At 72.3% G+C, this 19257-nt stretch carries 14 protein-coding genes; 10 read left to right on the top strand and 4 right to left on the bottom strand.

The features are described 5' to 3' along the window. Nucleotides 1–5: 5 nt before the first annotated feature. Both EHF44_RS11545 and EHF44_RS11540 read right to left on the bottom strand, forming a co-directional pair. The gene (locus tag EHF44_RS11545; protein WP_124683866.1) at nucleotides 6–227 is read right to left on the bottom strand and encodes a hypothetical protein; all 222 of its coding nucleotides are present in this window, start codon (nucleotides 225–227) and stop codon (nucleotides 6–8) included. 110 nt (nucleotides 228–337) lie between these two features. Next, entirely contained in the window at nucleotides 338–772 is a 435-nt protein-coding gene (locus EHF44_RS11540) for a YXWGXW repeat-containing protein (RefSeq protein WP_124683865.1), read from the bottom strand. Between the two features lie 232 nt (nucleotides 773–1004). Here EHF44_RS11540 and EHF44_RS11535 point away from each other — a divergent pair, with 232 nt between their 5' ends. The 3 genes from EHF44_RS11535 (at nucleotide 1005) to EHF44_RS11525 (ending at nucleotide 5096) form a co-directional block, all read left to right on the top strand. After that, nucleotides 1005–1610, top strand: coding sequence for a YfiR family protein (locus EHF44_RS11535; RefSeq protein ID WP_409558975.1), 606 nt, complete (start codon nucleotides 1005–1007; stop codon nucleotides 1608–1610). Then, nucleotides 1607–2878, top strand: a complete 1272-nt coding sequence (locus tag EHF44_RS11530) for a diguanylate cyclase (protein WP_124683864.1) — start codon at nucleotides 1607–1609, stop codon at nucleotides 2876–2878. The genes EHF44_RS11535 and EHF44_RS11530 overlap by 4 nt, the downstream gene beginning before the upstream one ends. A gap of 286 nt (nucleotides 2879–3164) precedes the next feature. Next, a complete protein-coding gene (locus tag EHF44_RS11525) occupies nucleotides 3165–5096 on the top strand; it encodes a putative bifunctional diguanylate cyclase/phosphodiesterase (RefSeq protein WP_124683863.1) in 1932 nt (643 codons plus the stop codon). A 25-nt stretch (nucleotides 5097–5121) separates the two neighbouring features. On the opposite strand, the gene EHF44_RS11520 is transcribed toward EHF44_RS11525, so the two are convergent. Both EHF44_RS11520 and EHF44_RS11515 read right to left on the bottom strand, forming a co-directional pair. Continuing rightward, nucleotides 5122–5397 carry a hypothetical protein gene (locus EHF44_RS11520; protein ID WP_124683862.1) on the bottom strand — a complete coding sequence of 92 codons (276 nt, stop codon included), beginning with the start codon at nucleotides 5395–5397 and terminating at the stop codon, nucleotides 5122–5124. A gap of 68 nt (nucleotides 5398–5465) precedes the next feature. Next, nucleotides 5466–6314, bottom strand: a complete 849-nt coding sequence (locus EHF44_RS11515) for a D-amino acid aminotransferase (protein WP_124683861.1) — start codon at nucleotides 6312–6314, stop codon at nucleotides 5466–5468. 324 nt (nucleotides 6315–6638) lie between these two features. Here EHF44_RS11515 and bcsB point away from each other — a divergent pair, with 324 nt between their 5' ends. Genes bcsB through bcsA form a run of 7 tightly spaced genes read left to right on the top strand, consistent with a single transcriptional unit; the run spans nucleotide 6639 to nucleotide 19238 of the window. Beyond that, nucleotides 6639–8900, top strand: coding sequence for a cellulose biosynthesis cyclic di-GMP-binding regulatory protein BcsB (gene bcsB, locus EHF44_RS11510; RefSeq protein ID WP_253699808.1), 2262 nt, complete (start codon nucleotides 6639–6641; stop codon nucleotides 8898–8900). 1 nt (nucleotide 8901) lies between these two features. Then, complete coding sequence (bcsZ, locus tag EHF44_RS11505) at nucleotides 8902–10089, top strand: cellulose synthase complex periplasmic endoglucanase BcsZ (protein ID WP_124683860.1); 1188 nt, start codon at nucleotides 8902–8904, stop codon at nucleotides 10087–10089. Beyond that, nucleotides 10071–13865, top strand: coding sequence for a cellulose synthase subunit BcsC-related outer membrane protein (locus EHF44_RS11500; RefSeq protein WP_124683859.1), 3795 nt, complete (start codon nucleotides 10071–10073; stop codon nucleotides 13863–13865). The genes bcsZ and EHF44_RS11500 overlap by 19 nt, the downstream gene beginning before the upstream one ends. A gap of 21 nt (nucleotides 13866–13886) precedes the next feature. Continuing rightward, nucleotides 13887–15680, top strand: coding sequence for a cellulose biosynthesis protein BcsE (gene bcsE, locus EHF44_RS11495; protein WP_124683858.1), 1794 nt, complete (start codon nucleotides 13887–13889; stop codon nucleotides 15678–15680). 2 nt (nucleotides 15681–15682) lie between these two features. After that, nucleotides 15683–15883 carry a hypothetical protein gene (locus tag EHF44_RS11490; protein ID WP_124683857.1) on the top strand — a complete coding sequence of 67 codons (201 nt, stop codon included), beginning with the start codon at nucleotides 15683–15685 and terminating at the stop codon, nucleotides 15881–15883. Further along, nucleotides 15880–16656, top strand: coding sequence for a cellulose biosynthesis protein BcsQ (gene bcsQ / locus EHF44_RS11485; RefSeq protein ID WP_124683856.1), 777 nt, complete (start codon nucleotides 15880–15882; stop codon nucleotides 16654–16656). The genes EHF44_RS11490 and bcsQ overlap by 4 nt, the downstream gene beginning before the upstream one ends. Then, the gene (bcsA, locus tag EHF44_RS11480) at nucleotides 16653–19238 is read left to right on the top strand and encodes a UDP-forming cellulose synthase catalytic subunit (RefSeq protein WP_124683855.1); all 2586 of its coding nucleotides are present in this window, start codon (nucleotides 16653–16655) and stop codon (nucleotides 19236–19238) included. Before bcsQ ends, bcsA begins: the two co-directional genes overlap by 4 nt. The last annotated feature ends 19 nt before the right edge of the window (nucleotides 19239–19257 follow it).

Here is a 19257-nt window from a genome sequence, read left to right as displayed (position 1 = left end):
ACGGCCTAGTCGCGCACCTCGATCAGCCCGGCGGCCACGCGCTCGATCTCGCAGTAGACCGCCAGCGCGTCCAGCGGGCCGGTGCAGCCCACGCCCGACGCCTGCTCGGCACTGGCGCCCGGCGGCAGGAACACGAACGCCATGCCTGGCTGGAAGCCGGGATGGCGGCGCAGGCTGTCATTGAGGATGTCGAGATACTGCGAGCGGGAGAACACCTGCTTGGGCATGTCGGGGCTCCGGGTAGTCGGCTGTGCCCGGGCATCCTAGCATGGCCCCGCCGCGCGCCGTCACCGCATGGCGATGGCGGCGGCGCGGGCCCGGCGCCGCGACATGGGCCTCAGCACTCGCCCTTCTTGGCGTGGCCCGGCGGGCAGTGGTAGCCCTTGGGGCCGGGCCCGCCGCGATGGTCGTCATGGCGCGGGCCGTGGTAGCGGTCGTAGTCCGGACCGCGGTTCCAGCGTTCGGGCTGCATCACCCAGCCGTTGCTGGCCTGCACCCAGCGCGGCGCCTCGTAGACGTAGCCGGGGCGCTCGGCCACCCAGTGGCCCTTCTTCCACGCATGCTTGCGGTAGTGGTCGTCCCAGGACCAGTAGCCGGGCGCCCAGACGTAGCCGGCGCGCGGCGCGGGAACGACTTCGTAGATCGGGGCCGGCGGCGGGGTGCCGATGCCGATGTTGATATTGACCTGCGCCATCGCGGTGGGTGCGAAGACGGCGGCGGACCAGATCAGCGCGGCGCCGGCGGCGGCACGCAGCAAGGTTTGGCGTTGCATGATGGACCCTTTCTTGTGTTGTTCGGCGGGCGCCGTGCCCCGGCACCCTCGGACCGACAGGCAGCAGTGTACCCACGGGCCGGACCCTGTGATGTAAGAAACGGTTTCGGGGCGTTACCGCCGATTCCGGGCGCCGCGGCGGCCCGTCCCTACAGTTTTGCCGGTTCGCGCCGACACTCTGGAGAGCGTCCACGATCCATCCGACCCCCTCTCCACGCCCGCCGCCTTGTCGATCGCCGCACACCTGCCCCGCCCCGCCTCCCGCCCTGGCCCCCAGCGCCGCCCGCTCCGGCTGGCGCTGGCGGCGTGGCTGCTGCTGGCCGGGCTGGCCGGGGCCACGGCACCGCCCGCCACGCCGCTGCCGGCTTCCGGCGCGTCGGCCCCGCCATCGCGCCCCGAAGCCGTGGCCCGCGTGGTGCTGAGCCTGCTCAGCTACGCCCGGTGGCCCACCGAGCGCGAGACGCTGCGGCTGTGCGTCGATGGCGGCGCCCGCTACGCCGGCAAGCTGATGGAAGGCGGCACGCTGTCCACGGGCCGGCTGGTCGACGCGCGCCGGGTGGACACCGTGTCCGACGCGCTCGTGCCGCAGTGCGACGCGCTGTACCTGGGCGCCGTCACCGAGGCGCGCCGCCGCCCGCTGGCCGCCGCGTTCGTCGGCAAGCCGGTGCTGGTGGTGGCCGAGGAAGATTTCGAGTGCGAAGGCAGCAGCATGTTCTGCCTGAACATCCGCGACCAGCAGGTGTCGTTCCGCATCCACCTGGAAGCCATCGCACGGAGCGGCATCCACGTGCATCCGGGCGTGCTGCAACTGGGACGCCGCAAGGCGCCCGCGCCATGACCGCGCCCGCCCGGCCCCGCCCGCGCCCCCCGCTGCGGCCCACGCTCTACAGCGCGCTGCGCCGCATCCACCTGGGCGTGGCGCTGATCGCCGTGCTCACGGCCGGCATCTCGCTGACGTTCCTGGGCCTGACCGCGCTGCGCGCCTATGCCGACCACAACCTGAAGCTCGTGGCGCGGTCCATCGCCTACACGGTGGAGGCGCCGGTCGTGTTCCGCGACGATGCCGCCACCGCCGACACGCTGGCCGCCATCGCCGGCGCCGAGGATGTGGCCGCCGTCACCGTGTTCGACCGCGACCACCAGCCGCTGGCGGCGTGGCGGCGGCCGGAGCAGGACCACCTGCCGGCGCTGCGCGCGCTGGCCGGCGAGTTGCTGACGTCCGGCCCGGTCGAGCTGCCGGTCATCCACGAATCCCAGCAGGTGGGCAGCGTGCGCGTGGCCGGCGACCCCATCGCGCTGCTCCATTTCCTGCTCCAGGGCGCGCTGGGGCTGGTGGCGTGCCTGCTGCTGACGGCCATCGGCGCGCACTACATGTCGCGCCGGATGCTGGCGCATATCGTCGATCCGCTGCGCAGCCTGATGCGGGTGGCCCACGCGGTGCGGTCCGAACGGGCGTTCGGCCAGCGCATGCCGCCGGCCAGGATCGCGGAACTGAACGCGCTGTCCGAGGACTTCAACGTGCTGCTGGACGAGCTGGAAGCGTGGCAGAAGCAGTTGCAGCACGAAAACCGCTCGCTGGCCCACCGCGCCACGCACGACAGCCTGACCGGCCTGCTGAACCGCGCCGCCTTCACCGAGGCGCTGGATGTGGCCGTGCGCGCGGCGGCGGCCACCCACTGCCACGCGGCCGTGCTCTACCTGGACAGCGACGACTTCAAGGGCATCAACGACCGCCACGGCCACGCGGCCGGCGACGCGGTGCTGGTCGGCATCGGCCAGCGCATCCGTGCGCGGCTGCGCGAGTCCGACAGCGTGGCGCGGCTGGGCGGCGACGAGTTCGCGGTGCTGATCGGCGCGCTGCGCCATCCCGAGGACGCCGTGCACATCGCCGAGGACATCCTCGACGCCATGGCCGCCCCGCTGCTGCTGCCCGACGGCACCGCCATCACGGCGCCGCTCAGCATCGGGCTGGCCATCTACCCGATCCACGCGCGCAACGCCAGCGCGCTGCTGCGCGCGGCCGACGCCGCGATGTACGGCGCCAAGCGCCAGTCCGGCGCCACGTGGCGCAGTGCCGAGGCGGCCGCGCCGCCGTCACACGCCTAGGGCGCCTGGCCGCCCGAATCCGAAGAAACCCTCTAACCGCCCGCTGACGTCCTCTTGACGTCCGTCATGCCCGTGTCACGTCCCGCGCGGCACAAGCGCCGGCGGGCCGCCGGTCCCCCAACGAGGGGTTGACGGCGCGGCAGCGCATGTTGCGAAACCGGGCAAACCCTGTCCGTCGGCGGTAAGGAACCGGCTTACACTCGCGGGGGCGTGCGGCTGGACGGCCATCGAGGGAGATGGCCGGGCGCACGCACCGAATTCCACAATAACGAGAAAGTCACAAAGCATGCGTACCCAGGCGCTGGAGCAGGCGATCGATGCCGTGGTCGCGGTCAAGGCGCACCCCCAGGTTCCCCGGTTCGACGGCGCCGCCGAGGCGTTGTGGGACGTCCAGCGGTCTGCCGTGGAAGCGCTCGCGCGCGACCTGCCGACCGCCGGGATCATGGCCGACCTGTGCCGCCGCGTGGAGCGGCTGGCGCCGGGCGCGATGGCGGCCGTCATGCGCGTGGCCGACGGCCGGCTGCGGCTGGTGGCGATGCCGTCGGCCGACCCGGCCGCCGTGGCCGGCTTCGACAACCTGCCGATCGGCCTGCAATCGGGCTCGTGCGGCGCCGCCGCGTTCCTCGGCCAGCCCGTGGCCGTGGGCGACATCTCGCAAGACCCCCGCTGGGAAACGCTGCGCGACGCCGCGCAGGCTGCCGGCCTGGCCGCGAGCTGGTCGACGCCCGTGCGCGCCGCCGATGGCCGCGTGCTTGGCACCTTCGGCCTGTGCTTCACCACACCGCGCCTGCCCGAACCGTTCCACGAGCACCTGGTGGCCGTGGCCGCCGACCTTTGCGCGCTGGCGCTGACGCGCGACCAGACCCAGGAGCATATCCACCGGCTGTCCAGCTACGACGCGCTGACCGGCCTGCCCAACCGCCAGTTGCTGCTGGCGCGCGCCGATGCCGCCGTGGCCCGCGCCCGCGCCGACGGCACGCCGCTGGCGGCGCTGTTCCTGGACCTCAACGACTTCAAGCGCGTGAACGACGTGCAGGGCCACGTGGCCGGCGACCGCTTCCTGACCGAGGTGGCGGCGCGGCTCCAGCACGTCGCGCACGCGCGCCACCCCGAGGCCGTGGTCGGCCGCCTGTCGGGCGACGAATTCGCGGTGCTGCTGCCCGGGCACGACCGCGACGCCGCGCTGGCCGCCGCGCAGACGCTGCTGCAGGCGCTGGCCGCGCCGATCGACATCGGGCACGGACGGCGGCTGTCCACGTCGGCCAGCATCGGCATCAGCCTGTCGACCGAACCGGCGCCCGACCGCGCCACGCTGCTGCACCACGCCGACCTGGCGGTCTACCAGGCCAAGCTGGCCAAGCGCCAGCACGGCGGCGAGCCCGGCAACCAGGTCTGCGTCTACGACGCCGCGCTGGCCCGCCGGCTGGGCGACCGCCGCGCGCTGGAAGCCGACCTGCGCGAAGCCATCGCCAGCGGCGGCCTGCGCATGCACTACCAGCCGCAGGTGCACCTTGCCACGGGCGAGCTCTGGGCCGTGGAGGCGCTGGCGCGCTGGCCGCATCCACGCCGTGGCGACGTGTCGCCGTCGGTCTTCGTGCCGCTGGCCGAGGAATCGGGCCTGATCGTGGCGCTCGGCTACTGGGCCGTGCGCGAAGCCTGCGCGCAGCAGGGCCTGTGGCGCCAGGCCGGCGCGGCGGTGCCGGGGGTATCGGTCAACCTGTCGCCGCTGTGCATCCGCGATCCGGGGCTGCCCGGCGTGGTGGCGCAGGCGCTGGAGGCCAACCAGTTGCCGGCGGGCTCACTGACCATCGAGATTACCGAGGGAGTCTTCCTGGAGCAGACGGCCGAGGCCGAGGCCACCATCGGCGCGTTGCGCGCGCTCGGGGTGCGGCTGTCGATCGACGATTTCGGCACGGGGTTTTCGAGCCTGAGCCAGCTCACGCGGCTGCCGGTGGAGGAAATCAAGCTGGACCGCAGCTTCCTGCTGGACCTGGAGACCAGCGAAGCCACGCGCACGCTGGTGGAGGCCGTGATCCGCATCGGCCGGGCACGCCAGCTGAATGTGGTGGCCGAGGGCGTGACCAGCGCCTACCAGCGCCAGTTCCTGCAGGAACAGGGCTGCCACGTGGGCCAGGGATTCCTGTTCGCCCAGCCGCTGCCGGCGCGCGCCATCGCGGGATGGCGGCCGCAGCCGGCGTGGCCGGGGCTGGCTTGCTGAACGCCTGCCGCGGGCGGGCGGCCGGTCAGTCGCCGAACGGGTTCGGCACGTGGCTGGCCGGGTCGTCGACGAGGTCGAACTCGTCGCGCACCTCGTCCACCACGGCCCGGATCGCGGCCTCGTAGCCGCGGGCGTTGCCAAAGCGGGCCATGTCCCAGTTGCGGCCGCGCGCGTCGCGCGCATGGGGCGTGGGGTCCGGCACGCGAACCCGCATCCCCTCGTCCGCAATCTCGTCGATGCCTTGAATGCGCCGGCTCACCTCTTCCTTGATGACGCGCCCGCTGCGCTCGCGCTTGGCCATGAGACAGCCTCCTATCGATGGATTACCGCAGCGGCCATCCTAGCACCGGCGCGCCGGCGCCGGTGTGACTACAGCGCCGCCTTGGCCGCCTGGTAGGCCGCGTAGAGCCGCTGGAACACGGGCCCCGGCGTGCCGCCGCCCACGGCCTGGCCGTCGATCTTCACCACGGGCAGCAGTTCCTTGCTGGCCGACGAGATCATGACCTCGTCGGCGCCGAACACCTCGTCGCGCGTCAGGCGGCGGGCCTCGAACGGAATCTCCATCGCCGCGCACAGCTCTTCCATCAGGCCGTAGCGGATGCCTTCCAGGATCAGGTTGTCCTTGGGCGGGGCCGACACGCGGCCCTGGCTGACCACCCACACGTTCGACGCCGACGCCTCGGTCAGGTAGCTGTCGCGGAACTGGATGGCCTCGGTCACGCCGGCCTCGGCCGCGGCCTGCGCCGCCAGCACGTTGCCCAGCAGCGACGTCGACTTGATCTGGCAGTTCAGCCAGCGGCGGTCTTCCATCGTCACGCAGGCCACGCCCTGCTCCACGGCGGCGGCTGGCGGCAGCGCCATCGGGTTGGTCATGATCAGTACTGTGGGCGTGACTTCCTTCGGAAAGGCATGGGCGCGCCTGGCCACGCCGCGCGTGACCTGCATGTAGACCATCTGGTCGGCCATGCCGTTGGCCTGCACCACGCGGTCGATCTGGGCCAGCCATTCCGATTCGGTATGGGGATTCGGGATGCCGATGGCCGCCAGGCTGCGCGCCAGCCGCGCCAGGTGCTGGGCGCCGCGGAACGGCTTGCCGTTGTAGAGCGGGATCACCTCGTAGATGCCGTCGCCGAAGATGAACCCCCGGTCCAGGACAGGGATGCGGGCTTCGGACAACGGGAGCAGTTCCCCGTTCAGCAGGACGACGGCTTCGGACATGGCGGGTGGTTTCCTCTTGGAAGGTGAAAGACGATGGCTGGCATTCTTTCACACGGCCGCCCGCCAGCTCATGCAAATTCGGCATGTCCTACACGCGGGGAACAGCCTCTCCGGCCGATGCAACTGAAAATTTTTGGGACCTTCGCGCGTATGAATTGAATCTTTCTTAATTCACCGTTGCCTACCCGCAAACCGTTGCTGCTGGCCGAAAGTGGCGTGCTATATTCGCCACGCAGTAACCTTCCGAAGCGCGGTTCGCGCCGCGCGACACTCACAGGGCGCCCCGATATGACGGAACTCGTGTCAGGCCTGCTACGTGGCTGCATGCCGATGGCTGTCGCGATGACGATGGCATGGTGCGCGGGGCTGGCCCCCGGGCCGGCCGCAGCCCAGTCCCCGGCCAGCGCGCCGGCCGCCACGGCCCCGGCTTCCGACGCCGCGGCGCTGCCGCCGGGGCGCACCCAGTCCCTGACCTTCGCCCAGATGGGCGCCAACTACACGATCCCGCTGCGCGGCGTGGACCCTGACCGCACGGTCAACGTGGGCGTGCGGCTGGACGAGGTGGTCACGGCGGCCCGGCTCAAGCTCGTCTTCACGTATTCGCCGTCGCTGGTCTACCCGCTGTCGCACCTGAAGATCCGCCTCAACGACGAGGTGGTGGCCACGCTGCCGCTGGACAAGGAGCACGCCGGCCAGCAGGTGTCGCGCGAGGTCGACCTGGACCCGCGCTTCTTCACCGACTTCAACCGCATCAACGTGCAGATGATCGCGCACTACACGCTCGATCACTGCGAGGACCCGTACCACTCCAGCCTCTGGACCGACATCAGCCCCACCAGCACGCTGACGCTGACCAAGTCCACCGTCACGCTGCCCGACAACCTGGCGCTGCTGCCAGCGCCGTTCTTCGACCGCCGCGACAACCGCCGCGTGACCGTGCCGTTCGTGCTGCCCGCCAATGCCGATCCGGTCACGCTGCGCGCCGCCGGCGTGGTGGCGTCTTGGCTGGGCGCGCTGGCCAGCTACCGCGAGCTGCGCTTTCCGGTCACGCGCACGGCACCGGGCGACGCCCACGCCATCGCGCTGGTGCTGCCGAACGCGCAGCCCGACGGCATCCGGCTGGACAAGATCGACGGGCCGACCGTCAGCGTGATGCCGAACCCGGCCAACCCCGCGCGCAAGCTGCTGGTGCTGGCCGGGCGCACGCCGCAGGAGCTGGAAGTGGCCGCCAACGCGGTGGTGCTGGGCAAGGCCGGCATGGCCGGCGCCAGCACGCTGGTCAAGTCGGTGGACCTGGGCCAGCCGCGCCGCCCCTACGACGCGCCCGCCTGGGCGCCGGTGGACCGCCCGGTGATGTTCAAGGAACTGGTCACCGATCCGCAGCAGTTGCAGGTCTCGGGCGCCAGCCCCGACGCCATCCGCGTGAACCTGAAGGTGCCGGCCGACCTGTTCGGCTGGAACGACCGCGCGGTGCCGATGAACATGAAGTACCGCTACACGGCGCCGTCCACGTACAACGACTCGGTGCTCAGCATCGACGTGAACGACCAGCTCGTGCGCTCGTACCGGCTCAAGCCGCTGACGGTGCAGAACGACGAGAACCTGGTCAGCGTGCCGCTGCTGTCGGGCGGCAGCGCCAGCGTCAGCAACGAGATCCTGATCCCGGCGTTCCGCGTGGGCAGCAACAACCAGATGCAGTTCCGCTTCCACATCGATTCGCAGAAGACCGGGCTCTGCGCGTCGACGGCGGCCAACGTGGCGCGCGCCGCCGTGGACCCCGACTCGTCGATCGACTTCAGCGGCTTCCTGCACTACGCGGCGCTGCCCAACCTGGCGTTCTTTGCCAACAGCGGCTACCCGTTCACGCGCATGGCCGACCTGGCCGACACGGCGATCGTGATCCCCGACGCGCCGACCACGATCGACCAGGAGGCGCTGCTGACCGTGCTGGGCCACATGGGCAAGTGGACGGGGCTGCCGTCGCTGCGCGTGACCGTGGCGCCGTCCCGCGCCATCGAATCGGTCAAGCACCGCGACCTCGTCATCATCGGCACCGGCAGCGCCGCGCAGGTGCTGCAGCGGTGGGGCAAGTCGCTGCCGCTGCTGGTGGAGCGCGGCAAGACCGAGATCGCGCTGCGCGACCAGCGCGCGCATGCGTGGTCGAACTGGATTGGCGGCACCGACAGCGAGAACATCTCGCCGGCCGGCCGCGCGATCCTGTCCGCCGACGGCCCGCTGGCCGCGCTGATCGGCTTCGAATCCCCGTTTGCCGAGCGGCGCAGCGTGGTGGCGCTGACCGCGTCCAGCGACGACCGCGTGCGCGACGTGCTGGACGTGCTGGAAGACCCCGGCAAGGTGGCGCAGATCCGCGGCGACCTGACCGTGATCCGCCAGCGCGACCTGGAGGGCCTGCGGCTGGGCGAGACCTACTACGTCGGCAACCTGCCCTGGTATGCGCGGCTGTGGATGACGATGTCGGCGCACCCGGCGCTGCTGGCGCTGGGCGGCATCCTGGCCGGGCTGCTGGTGGCGCTGACGCTGTTCTGGGCGCTGGGCCGGCTGGCCGCGCGGCGCAACGGAGGGTGACATGCGGCGGGCACGGGCCTGGCTGAAGCGCGTGTCGATCCGCTGCGCCGTGGCGTGCATGCTGGCCGGCGCCACCCTGCCCGCGCTGGCCGCCCCCGCCGCGTCTTGCCCCTGGCCCGACTGGGACGCCTTCCGCCGCGCCACGATCAGCCGGGACGGCCGCGTCATCGACGACAGCAGCGACCAGCAGGTGACGGTATCCGAAGGCCAGTCGTACGGGCTGTTCTTCGCGCTGGCCGCCAACGACCGCGCCACGTTCGAGCGGCTGCTGGCGTGGACCGAGAACAACCTGGCCCGGGGCGACCTGACCGCCCACCTGCCCGCGTGGATCTGGGGCAAGCGCACCGAGGGCGAGCAGGCCGGCACCTGGGGCGTGATCGACAGCAACCCGGCGTCCGACGCCGACCTGTGGATCGCCTACGCGCTGCTGGAAGCGGGCCGGCTCTGGCAGGTGCGGCGCTACACGGCGCTGGGCACCGTGCTGGCGCGCCGCGCGCTGCGCGAGGAATCGGCCGTGCTGCCTGGGCTGGGCCGCACGCTGCTGCCGGGGCCGGCCGGCTTCCATCCCACGCCGGACACGTGGCGCCTGAACCCGAGCTACGTCCCGCTGCCCGTGATGCGGCGGCTGGCCGCCGTGCTGGGCGCCGAGGATGCCGGCTGGAAGACGCTCGTCGACACTTCGGCGCGGCTGATCGTCGATACGGCGCCCAAAGGCTTTTCGCCCGACTGGGCGGTGTACCAGAAGGGCCGCGGCTTCCAGCCCGACGCGCAGACGCAGGCCGGCGGGTCGTACAACGCCATCCGCGTCTACCTGTGGGCCGGCATGACCGCCCCGCGCGACCCGCTGCGCACCACGGTGCTGCAGCGGTTCCGCCCAATGGCCGACTACGTGGTGGCGCACGGCCATCCGCCCGAGCGCGTGGACACGCAGGCCGGCACGTTCGGTGCGAACGCCGGCAACGCGGGGTTCTCGGCCGCCGTGGCCCCGTATCTGGCGGCGCTGGGGCTGGCCGATGCGGCGCGCGGGCAGGCCCAGCGCACCCGCACGATGGCCGCGCAGGCGCCGCTGGGCTACTACAGCCAGGTGCTGGCGCTGTTCGGGCTGGGCCATCTGGACGGACACTTCCGCTTCGAGGCGGACGGCACGCTGGTGCCGGCCTGGACATCCACATGCCCCGCAGCGCGCTAGCCCCCACGCTGGCCGTGTTGCTGGCCACTTCCGCCATGCCTGCCCTTGCCGCAGATCCCGCCCCCGCCTCGCGCGCCGCGCCGTCGCCCCAGATGGCGCAGTTGCTGGCCGCCGCGCGGATGTGGGAGGCGCGCAACCGCGCCGACATGGCACGCGGCATCCTGGACAAGGCGCTGCTGATCAACCCGAACGAGCCCGAGGCGCTGAAGCTGCTCGGGCTGATCGAGATCCGCTCGAACCGCCCGGCCGAGGCCGACAAGCTGCTCAGGAAGCTGCAGGCCGTGGCGCCCGGCAGCGCCGCCACGCGGGAGCTGGACGATGCCTACCGCATCGCCACGCGCGACAAGCGCGAGATGGCCAACATCCGCCTGCTGTCGCGCAGCGGCCAGGACGAAGAAGCGGTGCAGCGGCTGCAGAAGCTGTTTCCGCGCGGCGCGCCGGCCGGCAGCCTGACGCGCGACTACTACCGCATTCTCTCGGGCACGCCGGACGGCCGCACGCGGGCCATCGCCGAACTGCGCCAGCGGATTCGCGCGAACCCGTCGGACATGCAGCTCAAGCTGACGCTGGGCGACCTGCTGACCGACCGCGCCGGCACCCGGCAGGAAGGCTTTGCGCTGCTCTACGAAGTCACGCAGCAGCCCGAGGGCGACCGGGCCACCGCGCTCGACATCTGGCGGCGCACGCTGTACCGCGTCAACGACGACCCGGCCTACTACGTCTGGTTCGAGCGCTACGTGAAGGCCGTGCCCGACGACAAGGGCGCGCAGGACACGCTGGCCGAACTGGGCAAGCGCGTGGCCGCGCAGAAGCAGCGCGAGGCCGATCCGGCCTGGCAGGCGCGGCAGCGCGGGCTGGCGCAACTGGAGCGCGGGCAGCTCAAGGACGCCGACATCGCGCTGCAGCAGGCGTACCGCAAGCGGCGCGACGATGCCGAGGTGGTGGGCGGGCTGGGGCTCGTGCGGCTGCGCGAGGGCCGCCACGACGAGGCGCGCGAGCTGTTCACGCGCTCCAATCAACTTGACCCGAGCGACAAGTGGCGCAGCCTGATCGGCACGGCCACGTTCTGGGGCACCGTGGCCAAGGCGCGCGAGGCCAATCGCCAGGGCAAGCCGGCCGAGGCCGAGCGGCTGGCCCGGCAGGCGCTGGCGCAGCAGCCGGCCAACGCCGACGCGCAGGGCATCCTGGCCGACGCACTGGTGGCGCAGGACAAGAACCGCGAGGCCGAAACGCTACTGCGCCAGATGCTGGCCCGCCCCAGGCCCGACGTCGGCACGCTGCGCACGCTGGTCGGCATCCTGCAGAAGGAAGGCCGCGAGGCCGAGGTGGAGCCGCTGATCGCCAGCCAGGCCGCACGCATGCAGGGGTCCGCCGCCGAGTTGCGCGCGATGCGGGCCGACCTGCTGTCGGTACGCGCCGACCAGTCGCTGGCCCGGCAACAGCGCAGCCCGGCTATCCGCGATCTGGAAGACGCCATCCGCCTGCGGCCCGACGACCCGTGGACGCGCTTCACGCTGGCCCGCATCTATCGTGACCTGAGCCTGCCCGCGCTGGGCCGCAGCGTGATGGACGACGGCATGCGCGCGGCGCCGGGCAACGACATGCGCTACGCCAGCGCGCTGTACCTGAACAGCGTGGACGACATCGACGGCGCCGCCGCGATGCTGGCCGGCGTGCCGCAGGCCGAGCGCTCGGACAGCATGCGCGGGCTGGCCCGCAACCTGGCCGCGCAGCAGCAACTGCGCGAGGCACGCCAGCGCGTGGCCGAGGGCCGCGACGCGGACGCCCGCCGCCTGCTCGACCAGGCCGCCGCGGAGGCCGCCGACGATCCGCACATGCTGGCGTCGATCGGCCGCGAATGGATTGCGCTGGGCGAGACCGACAAGGGCCTGCGGCTGGTCAGCGACTGGCTGGCCGCGCACCCCGACGCGCCGCACGTCGACATCCGGCTGCGCTACGGCGAACTGCTGGCCGCCGCCGACCGCGACGATGCGCTGCGCCAGTGGATCGCCGATACCGGCGCGCTGCCCGGCGCCACCGCCGAGGAACAGGCCGACCTGGCCGACCAGTCGCTGCGGCTGGCGCTGCGCGAGACCGACCGCCAGATCGCCGCCGGCGACCTGCGGCGCGCGCAGCAGGTGCTGGACGCGGTGCCGGCCGCGCAGCAGGCCGACCGGCGCTGGCTGCTGGAACTGGCCGACCTGCGCGAGGCAGGCGGTGACTACCGCGGCGCGGCCGACGCGGCCCGCCGGGTGCTGGCCACGCAGCCGCACGACGCCGGCGCGCAACTGACGCTGGCGCGCCAGTACGAGCGGATGGGCCAGACCGCGCAGGCGCTGGACATCGTCCGCACGGTGCTGGCCGAGGCGCCCGAGGACGATATCGACACGCGGCTGTCGGTGGCGCGCCGCTTCACCGCGCTGCGGCGCGAGGACGAGGCCGCCGAGGTGGTGGACGCGCTGGACGCACGCTTTCCGGGCCGCGCCGACATCACGGTGCAGCGCGGCCGCATCGCGCAGTCGCGCGGCGATTTCGACGAGGCCGCCGGCCTGTACCGCGCGGCGCTGCCGCTGGAACAGCGCGAAAGCGTGCTGCCGGGCGCCGACGGCACGCCGGCCCAGCGCGCGCTGGCCGGGCTGGATGCGCGGCGGCAGGGCGAGGTGGCGACGGCGGTCATGCAGTCGAACAAGTCCGGCGACGACGGCATCTCGCGGCTGCACGCCACCGAGATCCCGCTGTACGTGCGCGTGCCGCACGGCTACACGGGGCACATGTTCTTCCATGCCGACACGGTGCTGCTCGATGCCGGCACGCTGCGCGGCACCGCGCCGCTGCGCAACCTGGAGTTCGGCAAGATCCCGGCGCTGGGCAATGCCGGGCTGGGCAACATCGGCCAGACCGACAAGGGCGTGGCGCTGGCGGCCGGCTACGAGTACGACGGGGCCTACAACAGCTGGCGCGCCGATATCGGCACCACGCCGCTGGGCTTCCTGGAAACCACGGTGGTGGGCGGGCTGCGCTACCGGGCGGACCTGGGCGTGCAGTCGGTGACCGTGGACGTGTCGCGCCGGGCGCAAACCAGTTCGCTGATCTCGTACGCCGGCGCGCGCGACCCGGTGACCGGCGAGCACTGGGGCGGCATCGTCCGCAACGGCGTGCACCTGCGCTACGCGCGGGACGTGGGCCGGCTGGGCCTGTTTGCCGACGTGGGCGCCGGGGTCTACACGGGCGACAACGTCAAGACCAACCGCGAGGTCACGCTGCGCACCGGCTTCGACGTGCCCGTCTACGCCCAGCGCGATCACCGCGTGACCAGCGGGCTGGTGTTCAACTGGTGGCACTACTCGGAAAACCAGCGCTTCTACACCTTCGGGCACGGCGGCTACTACAGCCCGCAGCGCTACCTGTCGGTCGGCATTCCGCTGGACTGGACCGGCCGCCATGCCAGGTGGTCGTGGCGGCTGCTGGGATCGGCCGGCTGGTCGTGGACCTACGAGGACGCCGCGCCGTTCTTTCCCACGCGGCCGGACCTGCAGGCGGCCAGCGGCAACGCCACCTATGGCGGCGGGTCGGGCGGCGGCTTCAGCTATACGCTGGGCGCGACCGTCGAATACACGCTGGCGCCGCACTGGGTGGTGGGCGCCGGGTTCTCGATCGACCGCTCGCGCGACTACGCGCCGAATCGCGCCATGGCCTGGCTGCGCTACCTGTTCGACAAGCGCGAGTTGCCGGTGCCGTTCCCGCCGACGCCCGTGCGGCCATACTCGGCCTATTGAGCGGCCCCCACAGGACCTTCGATGAACGACGCCGCCCACGCCTCCGCCCCCCGCCCCGCCCCGCTGCTGGCCCGGCTGCAGGCCCGCGCCACGCTGGCGATCGAGGGCCTGGCCCCGGCGCTGGCCACGCTGGCGCCGGGCCGCGCGCACGTGGTCTACGCGCCGCCGTCGCCGGCCCGGGACGCGCTGTTCTGGCAGACCGCCGCCAGCGCGCTGCGCGGCCCGGCCTGCGTGCTGTCGACGCGCGAGGCCGAAGGCATTGCCGCCGCGCTGCGCGAGCACGGGCTCGACATCGAGGTCAATCGCGCGCTCCACGCGCGCGCCAACCTGTGCGCGCTGCGGCCGCAGCCGGGGCGCGCCGGCATCGACACATTGATGGAAGCGCTCGACGCGCTGGTCGACCAGTGCGGCGCGCGCGGCACCACGTTCCTGCTGGAAGGCGCGGAAGCATTCTTCAGCTGGCACGACGCCGCGGCGCTGGCGGCCGAGGGCGTGCGGCTCGGCGATTGGTGCGCCGACGAGCGCTGCGCGCTGCTGCTGGCGATGGCGCCGCCCGAGGCAGCCGACGGCCAGCCGGGGCCGGACCTGCACGGCTTTCACGGCCGCTTTGCGGGCGCCGTGCAGCTATCGCAGCAACAGGGCCAGTACACGTGGGAGGTGGCGTTCTGGCGCGACAACCAGGCCGTGGTGGCCGGCGAGATCGTGCGGCTGCGCTTTGCGCCGGGCGAGCACCGGCTGATGGTGGCGGCCGACACGTACAGCGACACGATCGAGCAGGCCGGCATGCTGGCGCCCGACGAGCAGCGCGTGATTGCCAGCCGCGACGCGGTGCTGCGCGAGCGCTTCATCCCCGAAGCGTGGCGCGTGGTGGACAGCAACGAGGCCGCCGTGGCCACGGCCAGCAAGGCGGTGGCGGCCACCGTGATCCTGCACTACGCCGGCACGCGCGACCTGGAGATGCTGGCTGGGCAGGTGCACCGGCTGCGCCGCAGCGCGGGCCGCGCGCTGAAGATCGTGATCCGCGAGGACCGCGAGGCCATGCGCCAGCACTATGAGCTGCTGATGCTGAACCTGGGCGCCAACGCCGTGATCGCGCAGCGCACGCCATTCGCGCGGATGCAGGCGATGATCGACGGGCTGCAGGGCCAGGTGTTCTCGCGGCCGATCCTGGCCGACTACCACAACGCGCTGTCGGCGGTGCTGACCACCACGGCCAGCGGCTACGTGGCGGCGCCCACGTTCGTGGCGCTGGTGCGCGACGCGGTGGAGCGCAGCCGCATGATCCGCCTGCCGCACGTGCTGCTGCAACTGCCGCTGCTGCCCGAGGTGGCCCACGTCGACGCGCTGCGCGCCTGCCGCATGAGCCGCGCGGGGGACCTGTGCACCGCCGGCAGCGACAGCCTCTATGCGTTCTTCTTCGCCTGCCGGCTGGACGACGTGGATGCGGTCTGCCAGCGCGTGTTCCAGCGGCCCATGGCCGACCTGTTCCAGGGCGACCTGCGCAGCGGCGACAACGAATCGATCACGGCCGAACTGGCGCGGCTGGAAGCGGAGATCGCCGCGTATCCGCCGCCCGACTACGGCAACTGGCTGCCGGCGCACCCGGCGGGTCCAACCTCTCCGGCCACCGCCGACGCCGCTGCCGCCGACCTGCCGCCCATGCCGCCCATGCCTGAAGTGGCGCCCGAATCCGAACCCGAACCCGAGCCGGCCGCCGTGTCGCTGCCGCTGGTGCCGCCCCGCCGCCCCGGCCCCGGCGCCGCGCCGCGCACCCTGCCGGCGCCGCATCCGGTGCCCCTCAAACGTCAGGACTGACCATGGCGATCTTTCTCGGCTATTTCATCTGGGGCCTGATCCTGGCCGCGCCGCTGGCCTGGCTGGCGTGGCGCTTCGACCTGCTGCGCTGGCTGCCGCGCTGGAGCGCGCCGCGCCCGCGCCGGGCCGTGCGGCTGCCGCCGCAGCTTGACGCGCTGGTGATACGCGGCAAGCGCCAGGGCGGCACGGGGGGCCGGCGATGAGCACGGGCACGCCAGCCGCCACCATCGCCCTGGTATCGACCACGGGCGGCGCGGGCCGCAGCACGCTGACCGCCGAACTGGCGTCGCTGCTGGCCTGGCGCAAGCACGACGTGCTGGCCGTGGAATGCGATCCGCGCAACGTGCTCGGCTTTCACTTCGGCCTGCGCGACATTCCGGCCGACGGGCTGGGCGGGTCGCTGCACGATGGCTCGGCCACGGCCTGGGCCGGCGCGGGCCTGCGCAGCGACGACGGCGTACTGTTCGTGCCATGGGGTGACAGCGCGGAATCGGGCGCCATCGAGCGGCTGCCGGCGAACTGGCTGGCGCGGCGGATCGGCCAGGTGGACCTGCCGGCCACCGGCGCGGTGCTGATCGACACGGCGCCGTGGCCGTCCGGTTACGCCAGCCAGGCCATCGACGCGGCCGACCTGGTGCTGGTGCTGGTGCCGGCGCAGCCCGAGACGTGCCTGACGCTGAAGCGGCTGGCCGACGATCTGGCCACGCGCGGCAAGACCGTGCGCTACGTGGCCACGCGGCTGCATCCGGCGCGGCCGCTGCACGTCGACATCGTGGCGATGCTCCAGGCGATGCTGGGGACGGCCATGCTGCCGTATCACGTGCACGAGGACAGCAGCGTGCCCGAGGCACTGGCGCGCAGCGAGTGCTTCAGCCGCAGCACGCCGCACTCGCAGGCCGCGCACGACCTGAACGGGCTGGCGTCGTGGCTGTCGGCATGGATCGAGACGCGCGCCCAGGGCGGAGGCACACCATGAACCACGGCACCGGACGGCTGCGGCTGTGGATGGCGTGGGCCAGCGACCGCGTGGCGCGCGAGCTGGGCGTGGGCGCCAGCGGCGGCGCCGTGCCGCGTGCGTGGGACTGGCTGCTGCGGCTGTTCTTCCGCCCGCCCCGGCCCGGCAAGCCCGACATCCCGGCCGAATGGGCCGCGCTGATCTACCGCCGTGCGGTGGCACGGCTGGGCCTGGGCAAGCGGCGGACGCCGGCCGCATGGCTGTGGCGGCTGATCATCCGCCCGCCCCGTCCGCGCGTGCGGCTGGCCGCCGACCCACGCAAGCAGCGCGGCGGCGCGGAACCCGCGCGCAAGCGCTGGCTGCGCCGCTGGCTCGACCGCGTGCTGGAGCCGGTCTGGCACGCGTCTTCCCGGCTGCGCCACAAGGTCCTGCAACGGCTGCCCCGGCCGGACTGGAACCGCGTGGCCTACGTCACCGAGGCCGTGTCCGCGCGCGTGGGCCGCATTCCGTTCGTGCTGCCGGTGTCGCTGGTGCTGGCCGCCATCGCCGCGCTGGCCGTCAGCACCACGCCGCTGCCGCTGGCGGGCCAGTTGCTGCTGTTCGCCGTGGTGTGGATCGTGCTGAGCGTGGTGCGCCGCGTGCCGGGCCGGCTGGCGACGATCACGATGATCGCCATCTCGACGCTGATGGCCGGCCGCTACATCTGGTGGCGGTCAACGCAGACGCTGCAGTTCGCCAGCGCCATCGAGGCGGCCGTGGGCTACGTGCTCTACGCGGCCGAGGTCTACACGTGGCTGGTGCTGGCGCTGGGCTACCTGCAGACCGCGTGGCCGCTGCACCGGCGGCCCAAGCCGCTGCCGGCCGACCCCGAGCGCTGGCCAACCGTCGACGTCTTCATCCCGACGTACAACGAGTCGCTGAACGTGATCCAGCCCACCGTGTTCGCCGCGCGCAGCATGGACTGGCCGGCCGACAAGCTGCGCGTCTACATCCTGGACGATGGCCGCCGGCCGCACATCCAGGCGTTTGCCGAGTCCGCCGGCGTGGGCTACCTGACCCGCACCGACAACCGCCACGCCAAGGCCGGCAACATCAACGCCGCGCTGCCCAAGACCGACGGCGAGTTCATCGCCATCTTCGACTGCGACCACATCCCCACGCGCTCGTTCCTGCAGATGACGATGGGCGAGTTCCTGGCCGATCCGGACTGCGCGCTGGTGCAGACGCCGCACCACTTCTTCTCGCCCGACCCGTTCGAGCGCAACTTCGACACGTTCCGCCGCGTGCCCAATGAGGGCAGCCTGTTCTACGGGCTGATCCAGGACGGCAACGACTTCTGGAACGCCACGTTCTTCTGCGGGTCGTGCGCGGTAATCAAGCGCGGCCCGCTGCTGGAGATTGGCGGCATCGCCGTGGAGACCGTCACAGAGGACGCCCACACCGCGCTGAAACTGCACCGCCGGGGCTACAACAGCGCCTACCTGCGCACGGTGCAGGCGGCCGGGCTGGCCACCGAGAGCCTGTCTGGCCATATCGGCCAGCGCATCCGCTGGGCGCGCGGCATGGCGCAGATCTTCCGGCTGGACAACCCGATGCTGGGCCGGGGGCTCAAATTCTTCCAGCGGCTGTGCTACAGCAACGCGATGCTGCATTTCTTCTACGGCATCCCGCGGCTGATCTTCCTGACGATGCCGATCGCGTACCTGTACTTCGGGCTGCACGTGATCAACACGTCGGCGCTGCTGATTACCGCGTACGTGGTGCCGTACCTGCTGATCGCCAACATCACCAACTCGCGGCTGCAGGGGCGGTTCCGCCATTCGTTCTGGGCCGAGGTCTACGAGTCCGTGCTGGCGTGGTACATCGTGCTGCCGACCACGGTGGCGTTCATCAACCCGCGCGCGGGCAAGTTCAACGTGACGGCCAAGGGCGGGCAGATTGCCGAGGACTACCTGGACTGGACCATCTCCAAGCCGTACCTGGTGCTGCTGGGGCTGAACGTGATCGGGCTCGGGGCCGGCATTGCCCGGCTGCTGTTCTGGGGCACCGAGGAGCCGGCCACCGTGCTGATGAACATGGCGTGGGCGCTGTTCAACCTGATGATGCTGGGCGCGGCGGTGGGCGTGGCGCGCGAGGCGCGGCAGGTGCGCGTGTCGCACCGCATTCCGATGCGCGTGCCGGCCACGCTGCTGCTGCCGGACGGCCGCACGGTGGCCTGCAAGACCGAGAACTACTCGATGGGCGGGCTCGGCGTGGTGCTGCCCATCGACGTGCCGCTGCAGGAAGGCGCGCGGGTGGGCGTGTGCCTGTCGCGCGGGCCGCGTACCTACCACTTCCCGGCCGTGGTCACGCGCAACGTGAACCGGCACCTGGGGGTGCGCATGGAAGACCTGACGATGGAACGCGAGACGCAGTTGATCCAGTGCACGTTCGGGCGCGCCGACGCGTGGATCGACTGGCTCGACGACGAGCGCGTGGACGCGCCGCTGCGCAGCCTCAAGGAAGTCATGGAGATGGGCTACCAGGGGCTGCTGCGGCTCTACGACGCCCTGGTGGACGCGGTGGACGTGGTGCTCGCGCGGCGCCGCTCGCGCGCGCCCTGACCGCCAGCCGGACGAGACG

Origin of the sequence: Cupriavidus pauculus, assembly GCF_003854935.1 — a bacterium.
Lineage (GTDB): Bacteria > Pseudomonadota > Gammaproteobacteria > Burkholderiales > Burkholderiaceae > Cupriavidus > Cupriavidus pauculus_C.
The sequence above is the reverse complement of the archived record's forward strand: the minus strand, read 5'-3'. Positions and strand labels throughout refer to the sequence as shown.

Excerpts from the sequence above, each read along its gene's own strand:
- bcsE (WP_124683858.1), top strand. The coding sequence starts at position 13,887 with ATGAACGACGCCGCCCACGCCTCCGCCCCCCGCCCCGCCCCGCTGCTG.
- EHF44_RS11545 (WP_124683866.1), bottom strand. The coding sequence starts at position 227 with ATGCCCAAGCAGGTGTTCTCCCGCTCGCAGTATCTCGACATCCTCAAT.
- bcsA (WP_124683855.1), top strand. The coding sequence starts at position 16,653 with ATGAACCACGGCACCGGACGGCTGCGGCTGTGGATGGCGTGGGCCAGC.
- EHF44_RS11490 (WP_124683857.1), top strand. The coding sequence starts at position 15,683 with ATGGCGATCTTTCTCGGCTATTTCATCTGGGGCCTGATCCTGGCCGCG.
- bcsB (WP_253699808.1), top strand. The coding sequence starts at position 6,639 with ATGCCGATGGCTGTCGCGATGACGATGGCATGGTGCGCGGGGCTGGCC.
- EHF44_RS11525 (WP_124683863.1), top strand. The coding sequence starts at position 3,165 with ATGCGTACCCAGGCGCTGGAGCAGGCGATCGATGCCGTGGTCGCGGTC.
- EHF44_RS11530 (WP_124683864.1), top strand. The coding sequence starts at position 1,607 with ATGACCGCGCCCGCCCGGCCCCGCCCGCGCCCCCCGCTGCGGCCCACG.
- EHF44_RS11500 (WP_124683859.1), top strand. The coding sequence starts at position 10,071 with ATGCCCCGCAGCGCGCTAGCCCCCACGCTGGCCGTGTTGCTGGCCACT.
- EHF44_RS11520 (WP_124683862.1), bottom strand. The coding sequence starts at position 5,397 with ATGGCCAAGCGCGAGCGCAGCGGGCGCGTCATCAAGGAAGAGGTGAGC.
- bcsQ (WP_124683856.1), top strand. The coding sequence starts at position 15,880 with ATGAGCACGGGCACGCCAGCCGCCACCATCGCCCTGGTATCGACCACG.
- EHF44_RS11515 (WP_124683861.1), bottom strand. The coding sequence starts at position 6,314 with ATGTCCGAAGCCGTCGTCCTGCTGAACGGGGAACTGCTCCCGTTGTCC.
- EHF44_RS11540 (WP_124683865.1), bottom strand. The coding sequence starts at position 772 with ATGCAACGCCAAACCTTGCTGCGTGCCGCCGCCGGCGCCGCGCTGATC.
- bcsZ (WP_124683860.1), top strand. The coding sequence starts at position 8,902 with ATGCGGCGGGCACGGGCCTGGCTGAAGCGCGTGTCGATCCGCTGCGCC.